The sequence below is a fragment of the Dactylosporangium salmoneum genome, assembly GCF_039532525.1.
Lineage (GTDB): Bacteria > Actinomycetota > Actinomycetes > Mycobacteriales > Micromonosporaceae > Dactylosporangium > Dactylosporangium salmoneum.
This window is the reverse complement of the sequence record NZ_BAAARV010000050.1, coordinates 1-10290: the sequence shown is the minus strand read 5'-3', so window position 1 is coordinate 10290 and position 10290 is coordinate 1. Positions and strand designations below refer to the sequence as shown.

Genomic DNA, 10290 nt, shown 5'->3' with positions numbered 1-10290 from the left:
CAACATGCTAGATCAACGTCCACAAAGGACGCCAGCCCATAGACCATCTTTGTTAGGAACCCTTAACCCCGTGGAACTGGTCTGGGGCAACCTCAGAGCCACCGAACTGGCCAACCTCTGCCCCGAACACATCGACGAAGCCGACACCGCTGCACACACCGGGCTGCACCGCATCGGCAGCAGCTACAACCTGTGCTTCAACTTCCTGGCCCATACCGGTCTACGCCTTTGAGGTCGTCACTCAAATCCCGAAAGATCTTTAAGACCGTGCCGTACGGCCGGTCGCACCGACCAGAGGGCGCCGTCCACGGCGGCCGACCGAGCACCGGCGCGGCCCGTTCGACGCCGGTCGCTCAGCCGCCACGGCCGGCGCCGAAAGCGTGCGTCAGGGTGCGGGCGAGCAACCGACCGGCTTCGTCGGCGGTTCTGCGTCCGACCAGGACTTCCTCGTTGGCGGCGCGACCGAGCCCATGGATCATCGCGTACATCCATTCGGGGGGCAGATCGGTGCGCAGCTCGCCCCGCTCGGCAGCTTCGGTCAGCCACCTCAGCAGCGGCTCATCGGCGTCGGGGCGGCGCAGTGGCGCCTCGGCGACCCGGTCGGGACGCTTGTCGAGGAACCGGTAGCGCTCGCCGACCCGGATGATCCCGGGGCCGAGGCGATCGAAGACCGCCGCAGCGGTGGCGCCTGGCGCGATCGCGGTCGTGACAACCGCTCGCTCCTCCTCGACGACGAGGTCGATGAGCACCTGGATGAGGTGTTCGCGCGTCGGGAAATGCCGATAGACGGTGATGCGTGCCACGCCGGACCCCTCGGCGATCTGTCGCATGCTCGCCTCCGGGTCGGTCGCGAGTATCCGGATCGCCGCGGCGATCACCGCGTCCCGGTTGCGCCGGGCGTCCAACCGCCGTTCGGGTTCCGTCACGTTGAGGTCACTAGCGTCGCCCACCCGGTAAATGATACAACCTGTCTCAACTGATACAGCTTGTTTCACTTGGAGGACTCGTGAGTGGGATCGACGCAGCGGACACCGGCCCGTCGAGGCGCAAGCAACGGATGACACTCGTCGCGGTGGCGTTGGGCGTGGTGATGGTCAGCCTGGACGGCACCGTCGTGCACATCGCCAACCCGACGATCGCCCGCAACCTCGGCGCGTCGATGACCGGTCTGCAGTGGGTGACCAACGGCTACCTTCTCGCGCTGGCGGTGACGTTGATCGTCGGCGGCAAGCTCGGCGACAGGTTCGGCCGGCGCCGCGTCTTCGTGCTCGGCGTCGCCGGTTTCGCGCTCGCGTCCCTCGGGTGCGGCCTGTCACCGTCGACCCCGGCCCTGATCGCCTTCCGCGTGCTGCAAGGACTCGCCGGGGCCTGCCTGGTGCCGAACACCCTCGCGATCCTGCGATCGACGTTCCCGCCGGCCGAGTTGAACCGTGCCATCGGGACGTGGGGTGCCGCATCGGCGTTCGCCGCTGCCGCCGGCCCGATTGTCGGTGGAACGCTGGTGGAGTACCTGTCCTGGCCCGCGATCTTCGTGCTGAACGCCCCGATCGGACTGGCCGCCGCCGCGTTGGCGGTCCGGTGGGTCGACGAGAGCCGCGCCCCGGGCCGCGCTGATCGCTTCGACATCGTCGGCGCAGGTGCGCTGGCCGGGGCGTTGTTCGTGTCGGTATGGACGCTCACCAGCGCCGGCCGTGCGTGGTGGTACCTGGCGACGGGCGCGGGCGCGGCGGCGGTCCTCTTCGCAGGGTTTGTGATTCGGCAGCACCGTTTCCCCGCGCCGATCCTTCCGCTGTCGCTGTTTCGTTCCCGGGCCCTGTCGGTGGGTGTCGTGCTGATCGTGACCGGGAACATCGCGCTGTACGGCGTGCTGTTCTCCATCGGCCTGTACATGCAGAACGTGAACGGCTATTCGCCGCTGGAGACGGGTCTTCGCCTGCTGCCGCTGATGGCGGTGTTCATGGTCAGCTCGCCGCTGGGCGGGCGCTTGACCGAGCGGCTGGGGTCGCGCTGGCCGCTGGCCCTCGGGATGGCACTGCTCGCGGCCAGCTTTGTCGGGCTGGCCGGCCTGTCCACCAACTCCCCCTACAGCCAGCAGTGGCCGTGGCTGATCCTGCTGGGGGCGGGCATGGGGATCATCGTGGTCGCCGGGACCGAGGCCATCGTCGGGACGGCTCCCGTGGAGCACAGCGGGGTCGCGGGAGGCCTGCAGACCACCGCGAACCAACTCGGTGGCGTGCTCGGCACGACCGTGTTCGGGACGGTGATCGCAACCATCGTTGCACGGACACTGCCGGCGCAACTCCACCGCGCGGGCGTCCCCGATGCCGTCGCGGATCAGGTCCTCGCCCACAAGGGCCTGGCCGAACAGGGGATCGCTCCTCTCGACGCGCACCTGAACCACTCCGCGCAGACGGACGATCTCGCCACGGCCACGATCACACGGGCAACCGAACACGCGTTCATGTCCGGCATGCATACCGTCATGTGGGTCGGAGCCGGCATCGCGCTGCTCAGCGCACTCCTGGCGCTGCTGATCCCGGCCCGGCGCCGGGAACGAGCCGGGACGCAGGGAGCGCACGCACATCAGCAGCATCAGCCGCAGGAGCGAGCCTGACCGCGGATCCGCGCCCGAGGCAGCCCGGACCAGGCCCTGCGAACCGGCTGCCCCCGCACCGGTTGGCAGGGCAGCTCTGGACAGTCCGGATATCAGCGTCGTAACAACGACAATCACGGGCATGCAACCCTGGCGCTGCGCAGACTCGCCGACTATGAGATTGACCCGAATCCTCGTCGTCGCGGTCACCGTTGCGGCGACAGTGGCGATCGCTCCCCAGGCCGCGCTCGCCACTCCCCCGGGCACCGGCTGGTCCGGCTCCTGGAAGTACACCGGCGGCACCAGCATCTAGGTCAAGCTGGACGTGCCGGGGCCAAGCTGGTGGCGAACGGCTGGGACTCGCTCGGGACGCGCGCCGCACGCGATTCGTCTCGGAGATGCGTCATGACCGCCGCAGTCGGCCCAGCAGAGCTGGAGGCCGCTCGCCTGCTGCTGGCGCGGATGGGCATCTCCCCCACTGATCTCGTCGGCGCCGGCCAACCGACGGCGCCGACGTTCGCCGAGTACATCCCGATCGTGCGGGAAGGCCGCCAGCGAGGGCAGCCGCCGGGCCTACAGCACGTACTGGGACCGAGTTCTCGAGCACTGGTCCCAGCGGCGCATCGATGAGGTCCGGCCCTCGGACATCGAGCGGCTGGCCGAACATGTCAAGGCGAACCGTGTCCAGCGGCGTACCGCTCGCGGTGGGCATGGCTCGGCGGAGAATCTGATCTCCGCGCTGCGGTGCCTGTACCGGCGGGCCGTCGCCGATGGGCCGTTGTCGGACGCGAGAATCCGGCGTTGAAGGTCAGCAAGCCGCGGCGGATGCCCTCCACCCGGCGGGAGCGCCAAAGGTTAAAAAGCAAGACTAGCAGCTGGGCAGACCATGCACGTTCCACCGATCACTGCACGTCATCTGCTGCACGCTGCCGCCACCGACCATGCGCGCAAACTCATCGACCCCGGTCTCGCGCCGAGGGCCGGCCGGATTGTCGGGGTGGACGCCGGGATCAAACACCTGGCGGTGCTGTCCACCGGCGAACTCGTGCCTAACCCGAAGCCGTTCAACGCCGCGCTGAAGAAACTCGGCACAGCGCAGCGCCGTGCCACGCGGCGGGTCGGACCGTACGACCCGGCCACCAGGAGCAACTGCACCGCGTCGAACCGGTGGCAGCGGGCACAGGCGACGGTGACCCGGCTGCACGCCACGGTCGAGGCCGTCCGCGCCGGCTCGTGGCATCAGCTCACCAAGCGGCTGGCGCAGCAGTTCGACACGGTCGTGGTCGAGGTTCCCAAACCGTCGATGGCTGAGCGCACCTACCACTGCACCACCTGCGGGCTGTCCCTGGACCGGGACGTCAACGCCGCACGGAACCTTGCCGCACTCGTGCGGCACGTCGACCTGGAGTCGCTGGGTGACGCAACAACAGGACGTGAAGCCCACGTAAGGCCTGTAAGACCTGCACCCGCAGGCCGGGCAGCGGGCCGCGAAGCGTCAAGACCGGCCCATCCGGTCAACGCCGGCCGGCAACGGACGACTGCCGATCGTGAGTCACATTTACTCACTAGAAGGTAACGGTGCGTACTGGGTGCGTAGTTTGTTGGTATCCCAGTCGGCACGGCGGGCGCCAGCCCGGTAGGCGCTCTCCAGGAAGGCGAGGACCGTCGCGCGCGGGTCGGCGGTGGCGCGGGCATCGTCGTACGTCAGCAGCGCGAGGTGTGCACCCCGGTTTTCAACCCAGCGCGCCTGCGCGGGTCGCAGCGGTTCCTCGGTGAGTCCGTCGGGCTCGGGCGCGGTGTAGGAGTAGAAGGCCGGCTCGGGAATGTTCTTGTCGCCGAACCAGAAGCCGGCGCTGATTACCTCGTGCGAGTACGCCTCCCGGGTCACCGGGTCGACAGTGTCCGGCTGCGGCACCTGCCGGTCGGAGAACCGGGTGACCGCGATGTCGAAGGTGTGCCAGAAGTGGTGCACCGGACTGGTCTTGGCGTTGCACCGGGCGGCGTACTCCTCCAGCACTAGCCCCACCTGGCTGAGTACCTGCCAGTACCGGTTGACCCAGAACGGGTCGTACGCAGTGTGCGTGGTGTCCTCGGCGAACGGGATGCTGTCGGTCAGATCGTAGGGCTTGACCCCGATGTTGACGCGGATACCGAGGTACGAGAGCGCGGCGAACAGTCGCTCATGGAACGCCGCGACGGACAGGCCGGGCAGCGGGAAGGAGACCGTCTGGCCGGCCAGGGTGTTGATGACCAGCTGGTGGTCGATGAAGTCGAAGTCGATGGCGAACATCACGTCCCGGCCCATGGGCCGGGACGTGATGCCACGGCCGGTCAAGTGGAACGGTACGTGCCACCAGTGGTTGCGCGGCGGTGCCTGCTCCAGCCGGATCTTGCCGACGATCTGCGCAAACCGGTGGACGGTTTCCTTCGAGTCCGCCCAGGCGGACAGCGGGATCGGCGGGAACAACTCGGTCATCCGGACTCCTCGACAGCGTGCCGTGCACCCTTCGGGCCCATATCGGCCTCCTTGTCGAAACGATGACCGTATGGGCGCTATCTGACCAACTTTAACGGAAGCTCCAAGGTCGCAGCCTGTGCGGCCACGCTCGCCTGCGTCGGGCCGTCGCGCTGTCCCCGGCGCGGCGGGAGACAGTTGACCGCTCCAAGGATGCCGTATTCCGAGCGGCGCGACGCGAACGACCGGCGAGGTGGTACGGACGGCCAACTCCCTGCCGGCGCCGGTCACGCCGGCAGAGCCAGTGGACCAGGCAGCCTACGCGCCTCCACGACGACCAGGAACGCGGCAACCTCTTTGGCATCCCGTCCACCTACAAAATCAACCTACGGGAGCCGCCGTCGACAGCAGGACGGTCGCCTACGGGCGATCGGTGTCCCGACCGTCGAGCAGATGCGAATGCTGACCGCACAGGACGTGTCGCCAGGGCGCTAGTGCTCTTGATCATCGTGTGGGCGCAATGTTTCGACGTGCTGCCGAGCCGACATGGGCGGCGGTGAGAAGGCAAAGCGAATGATCGAATAGGTGGAAGGAGCCGAGATGGGGCAGTTGAGCGAGCGGGTGGCCATCGTGACCGGTGCGGCGTCCGGTGTCGGGCGAGGCTGTGCGCGGCGGTTCGCGGACGAGGGTGCCGCTGTGGTGCTCGCCGACATCCAAGGCGAGCTGGTGAAGGAACTGGCCGAGGAGATCACCACTAAGGTCTGTGTCGAAGTCCGGTTGTGGTGCCGGGCTTGGTCGACAGTCCGGGGTGTGCGTCTCGTCGTTCCGGTGTGGTCCTGGCCACTGGCGTGGTGGGGCTCATCCGGGGTTGTCGAGGGCTCGTTCCGAAGGTTCGCCGAGCGCCCTGCCGCTGGCCGTGTTGGCCGGTGGTGGGCTGCGGCCGCCGCGGCCGTCCACCGGTGTGGTGGGGGCCGGGGTGGGTTCCGGTTGACTCGGTCAGGGCTCCTTGCAGCCCTCCGTTGATGGTCTCGATCCCATACCGGTCGAGGGTGGCCTGTGCCGCGTCCCAGTCGACCCGGGCGGTGCTGGGTTGGGCCGGGTCGGTGAGCACGGTGTGCGCGCCGATCAGCGCGGCGACGAGGTCGCGGTCCCCGGTCAGCCCGCAGCTGGGGCAGTGGTGGCGGCGATCGGCGAGGCGTTTAGGGATCCGGCGGCCGCAGAGGCAGTGCTGGGTCCAGGCGGTGTGCCGGGTCCCCGCACGCACCAGCCCAAGTCCGCGTCCGGCCTGGGCGGCGACGGCGGTGGTTTCGCGGCGCAGGGCGGCCAGGAGCATGCCGGGGGTGAAGGCGTGAATCCCGCGGCCCCACCGCCGGGCCCAGGAGCGGATGTCGGTGTCCTCGACGACCAGCCTGGCGCCGTGGACCGTGACCAGGGCCGCGGCGGTGATCCGGGCGCGGGTGTGCCCGGCCCTGGTGCGGGCGGCACCGTCGGCCGCGGCCCGGCCTCGTAGCCGCTGGTAGGTGTTGGTCAGGGTGTCGTGCCGGTAGGCACGGACCGGCACCCCGGCCGTGTTGGCCGCCCGCGGCCCGCCGGGCACGGCGGCCTGCACCGGTGGCAGCCCGGCGGCGTGGCGGCGGTCGGCGCGGCGCTGCTGGCGTGGCGAGAGCCGGTACTGGCCGGGGTTGGCGGCGCGGCGGGACCGGTCCAGGGCCCGCTGCCGGCGTCGCTGCCGCAACCGCTGCGCGGCCAGGACGGCGTCGTGCTCGCCGGTGCGGGCGATGCGACTGGCCGCGAACCCGCCGTCCGGGCCGGTGGGGACGGACACTACGGTCAGGTTGGACACGTTGACGTCCACCCCGCCCCGGCGCTCGAGTTGGGCGGCTGCCTGGCGGCGCTCGGTGACGGCGGGGGACGTGTAGCCAGGGCCGAGGACCATCAGGTGCGCCTCGTAGCGCCACCCACCCGCCGCGCCCGGGTCGCGGTGCCGGACCAGGTCGATCTTGTGCCAGCGGTCGGGGTCGGCGAGGTAGTGCTCCAGGACGGGCCGGCGGGCGGGGCCTTGCGGTAGCCGCACCGGCAGGACGAGGTCGTCTCCGCCGAGGCCGGTAAGGATCACCGCGAAGGGGCCGTCGTGATCCCACCATGACCGCACCGGATTTCCGGCGGTGGTGGCGGTGACGGCCGGCATCCGGCGCGGCTGCCACAACCGGCCGGCGTGCCCGAACGTGGCGCTATGCCCGGCCAGGCTCCCCACCAGCCGGAACGTCTCCCACTTCCGGGCACGGGTATGCGAACGGGCCCGGCCCGGGATCGTGGCGAACTGCCACCAGCCGCCCGGGCGGGGCCGGCCGTGCCGGCGGTCAGTGGCGTCGGGGAACAGGTGCCGCTCGGTGGCTTCCCACACCCCGTCGGCCAGGTGCATGGCCAGGGCCTTGGTCAGATACCGCCGCACATGTGGCGCACCGTCCACATGTCGGTAGGCGGCGTGTTCCAGCCCGCTGCGGGACAACCCGAGGCGGCCGCGGACCGCGTCGGGTCCGGCCGCTGCCCGCTCACGACGCGCGGCCCAGTAGGCGTCGACCCGGGCCCGGGCGTCACGCTGGACCGCCCGCCGGATGGTGAACGCGGCCGCGAACACCCGCTCCAGCATCTGCCGTACCCGCGGCTCATGCACGTCCAGCGGCAGGCGCAGCACCGACACCAGACCCTCGCACCGCCACGGCACCGTCCGGTTCGGCCCCCGCCGCCGTGGTCCTGCCCCCGCCACACATCGACACTACCCAACGCCACCGCTCAGCCGGAACCGCGACACATCCTGGGGAGAGCAGCGTCAAGGACACCAGACTTTGATACGCACCCTAGCGGCGGCAAGGCTGTAGCGGTGACCTGTGACGTGGCCATGGAGAACGAGATCGACCAGGTGGTAGGGGTGGCGATCGAGTCGTTCGGGCAGATCGACATCCTGGCCAACATCGCACAGGGCGCCATGGGCGAGATGCGGTATCTGGAGGAAACCAAACCGGAAGACACGATCGCCAGCTTCGTCACCGGGCCGCTCCAGACGATGCTGTTCATGCAGAAGTGCCTGCCTCACATGAAGGAACGGCACTACGGACGCATCATCAACACCGCCTCGCACTCCGCGTTGTTCGGAATCCCCGGTTTCACCCCGTACGAGATGGCCAAGGGTGCAATCATGGCGCTTACCCGAAACGCGTCCCAAGAGTGGGGAAAGTACGGCATCGTCACCAACACGTTCCTGCCGGTCATCAGGACCCCTGCCTACGACCTGAGCGAGCAGGGCCGTGCGGCCGCGAAGACGCTTGCAGAGCAGATCCCGACGGGACGGTTCGGCACGGCGTACGAGGACTGCGCCCCTATGCTGGTCTTCCTCGCCAGCGAAGGCGCGGGCTACATCAACGGCCAGGCGATCGGCATCGACGGAGGACGGTTCCTGTTCGCCTGACGCAAGCGGAGCCTGCCTGTCGTGCCGTCTGCGACAGACAGGCTGGCAGACGGGATGACAGGAGCCGGGAACAAGAACCTGTCACGCCCAGATCTGTGAGAGCCGGAGGTGAGATCCCTCCCGGCTACTCGACCTGAGCTTGTTATTTAACCTTCGTCCCTGTTTCGCAGTTCTTGAGGGTCTTGTCGCGTTTGGTGGTCTTGCCGACGTCGTGCTGGGTGGGGCGTCGGTGGTTCTTCGATCCTGGCGGGCGGCCTGGGCCGGCTGTGGTGGGTTTCGGTGCACCGGCCGGTCGGGTGGTTTTGGGGCGCAGGTACCGAAATCCGCGGCGGACCCGGGCCGGGGTGAGCCGGTCCGGGTCGGTGGGGCGTTCCCAAGGACGGCGCAGGTCCTGCGCGAGTCCCCGGGCGAGGCGGAGTTGGGTGTGGCAGGCGATCACGAGCCAGGTCCATCGATCGGCGGCCTCGGGGCTGCGCAGTCTCGGGGCGGTCCAGCCGAGGGTCTGTTTGAACAGCCGGAAGGTGTGTTCCAGGTCGAACCTGCGCAGGAACGCCTGCCACAGTTTGTCCACATGCGACGGTGACGCGCCGGTGCGGGATGACCACAGCCACACCGGTTTCGGATTGCGGTCACCGGGAAGGTGCTGCACCGTGAGCCGGATCAGGGTGCCTTCCAGCACGGGCAGGTCACCGGCGTGGTCCAGCCAGGCGGCCCGGCGGGTCAGCCGGGGATGCAACCGGTCCCACGCCTGCGCGGTGGCGATGCCGTAGCGGGTGGTGCCGGTGGTGGTCGCATGCCGAGGCGCCGGCCAGGTGCCGGTATCGGCGAGGTGGAACTCGCCGCCGTGCTTGGCCGGCCGGCCGATCGTGCCCGGCCGGCGGGGTGGTGCGGGCAGTCGCAGCACCCGGTCGGCGCGCAACCGGCCCAGCACCTCGACCGGCAGATCCGCCAGGAGGAACGCCAGCCGGGCCAGGTCGTAGCCGGAGTCGAAGACGACCAGCACGTCCGGGTCGCCGTCGCGCCAGTGCCCGGCGTCAAGCAGCCGATGCAGCACCGCACGAACCTGCCCGGCGGTCACCTCGGCCACCTCATCGTCCGGGCCGAGCCGGACCGCGTCCAGCACCGCGGTCCACGACGTTCGGCCGGATTCCAACGCAGCCACGAACGAGTACGGCCACCCCGGGATCTGCTGATCCTGGTTCCGGCCCCGGCCGTGCACATGGCAGAACAGCCGGTCAGGGCTGCTCGCCGCGTCCGGGCGCAGCCACGGACTGACATCCACGGCAAGCATGAGCCGCCCCTCGCCCGAGCGGGGTAACGGCAGGCCCGCCACCGCCGTGCGCAGCCGCTGCACATCGATACGGCCCGCGTGAAGCCCGTCGTACATCGCGCCGTGCCCACGCCGGTACTCCGGCGCCAACGTCAGGTCCACCAACGTCCTGACCGGCCCGTCGGTACACAGCAACGCGTCGGTCAGCTCGAACAACGCGTCAGCCCGAGCGGTCACACACCGGTAGAACTCCCGCCGGAACCTACCCAACTCCCCGAACGCGCCCGCCACGGCAGCATCAGGCACACTGATAACCCAGACAGCCCTTGGTCATAGATCTTCTTCCCTCGACAAGAAGAAGGATCAACCAAGGGCTGTCCCATGATCAGCCGGGGTCACCACCGACCGCCCGCAGGTTAAACAACAAGCTAAGCGTCTGGAACGTCGTCACCGGCCGGACCACCCTGACGGTCAGCCTGCCGCGTACGGTCAGCCGCATCGTTTCC

At 69.3% G+C, this 10290-nt stretch carries 10 protein-coding genes and 1 pseudogene; 7 read left to right on the top strand and 4 right to left on the bottom strand.

Annotation, left to right across the window (positions count from 1 at the left end):
- Window positions 1-70: 70 nt before the first annotated feature.
- The gene (locus tag ABD352_RS28315; RefSeq protein ID WP_344615547.1) at window positions 71-232 is read left to right on the top strand and encodes a hypothetical protein; all 162 of its coding nucleotides are present in this window, start codon (window positions 71-73) and stop codon (window positions 230-232) included.
- A gap of 121 nt (window positions 233-353) precedes the next feature.
- Here the strand turns inward: ABD352_RS28315 and ABD352_RS28310 are convergent, their stop codons facing one another.
- Complete coding sequence (locus ABD352_RS28310; protein WP_344615546.1) at window positions 354-926, bottom strand: TetR/AcrR family transcriptional regulator; 573 nt, start codon at window positions 924-926, stop codon at window positions 354-356.
- Between the two features lie 80 nt (window positions 927-1006).
- Here ABD352_RS28310 and ABD352_RS28305 point away from each other — a divergent pair, with 80 nt between their 5' ends.
- The 4 genes from ABD352_RS28305 (at window position 1007) to ABD352_RS28290 (ending at window position 4169) form a co-directional block, all read left to right on the top strand.
- Complete coding sequence (locus ABD352_RS28305) at window positions 1007-2614, top strand: MFS transporter (RefSeq protein WP_344615545.1); 1608 nt, start codon at window positions 1007-1009, stop codon at window positions 2612-2614.
- Window positions 2615-2768: 154 nt separating this feature from the next.
- Window positions 2769-2906 (top strand): hypothetical protein, encoded by a 138-nt coding sequence (locus tag ABD352_RS28300; RefSeq protein ID WP_344615544.1) that lies wholly within the window; start codon window positions 2769-2771, stop codon window positions 2904-2906.
- Between the two features lie 165 nt (window positions 2907-3071).
- Window positions 3072-3398: a site-specific integrase gene (locus ABD352_RS28295; protein WP_344615548.1), complete on the top strand. Its 327-nt coding sequence runs from the start codon at window positions 3072-3074 to the stop codon at window positions 3396-3398.
- An 81-nt stretch (window positions 3399-3479) separates the two neighbouring features.
- Window positions 3480-4169 carry a transposase gene (locus ABD352_RS28290; protein WP_344615543.1) on the top strand — a complete coding sequence of 230 codons (690 nt, stop codon included), beginning with the start codon at window positions 3480-3482 and terminating at the stop codon, window positions 4167-4169.
- Here ABD352_RS28290 and ABD352_RS28285 read toward each other — a convergent pair.
- Window positions 4152-5069 carry a DUF5996 family protein gene (locus ABD352_RS28285; protein WP_344615542.1) on the bottom strand — a complete coding sequence of 306 codons (918 nt, stop codon included), beginning with the start codon at window positions 5067-5069 and terminating at the stop codon, window positions 4152-4154. The genes ABD352_RS28290 and ABD352_RS28285 overlap by 18 nt on opposite strands.
- A 579-nt stretch (window positions 5070-5648) precedes the next feature.
- Here ABD352_RS28285 and ABD352_RS28280 point away from each other — a divergent pair.
- A pseudogene (locus ABD352_RS28280) lies at window positions 5649-5756 on the top strand (SDR family NAD(P)-dependent oxidoreductase); the annotation flags it as partial.
- 46 nt (window positions 5757-5802) lie between these two features.
- Here the strand turns inward: ABD352_RS28280 and ABD352_RS28275 are convergent.
- The gene (locus ABD352_RS28275) at window positions 5803-7749 is read right to left on the bottom strand and encodes a zinc ribbon domain-containing protein (RefSeq protein WP_344615541.1); all 1947 of its coding nucleotides are present in this window, start codon (window positions 7747-7749) and stop codon (window positions 5803-5805) included.
- Here ABD352_RS28275 and ABD352_RS28270 point away from each other — a divergent pair.
- The gene (locus ABD352_RS28270) at window positions 7717-8514 is read left to right on the top strand and encodes an SDR family NAD(P)-dependent oxidoreductase (RefSeq protein WP_344615540.1); all 798 of its coding nucleotides are present in this window, start codon (window positions 7717-7719) and stop codon (window positions 8512-8514) included. The genes ABD352_RS28275 and ABD352_RS28270 overlap by 33 nt on opposite strands.
- A gap of 142 nt (window positions 8515-8656) precedes the next feature.
- Here ABD352_RS28270 and ABD352_RS28265 read toward each other — a convergent pair whose 3' ends face one another.
- On the bottom strand, window positions 8657-10096 hold the full coding sequence (locus tag ABD352_RS28265) for an NF041680 family putative transposase (RefSeq protein WP_425553667.1): 1440 nt from the start codon (window positions 10094-10096) through the stop codon (window positions 8657-8659).
- Between the last annotated feature and the right edge of the window lie 194 nt (window positions 10097-10290).

Bases quoted from the DNA above. Each gene is read 5' to 3' on its own strand.
- ABD352_RS28300 (WP_344615544.1), top strand. From the start codon at position 2,769: ATGAGATTGACCCGAATCCTCGTCGTCGCGGTCACCGTTGCGGCGACA.
- ABD352_RS28290 (WP_344615543.1), top strand. From the start codon at position 3,480: ATGCACGTTCCACCGATCACTGCACGTCATCTGCTGCACGCTGCCGCC.
- ABD352_RS28285 (WP_344615542.1), bottom strand. From the start codon at position 5,069: ATGACCGAGTTGTTCCCGCCGATCCCGCTGTCCGCCTGGGCGGACTCG.
- ABD352_RS28270 (WP_344615540.1), top strand. From the start codon at position 7,717: ATGCACGTCCAGCGGCAGGCGCAGCACCGACACCAGACCCTCGCACCG.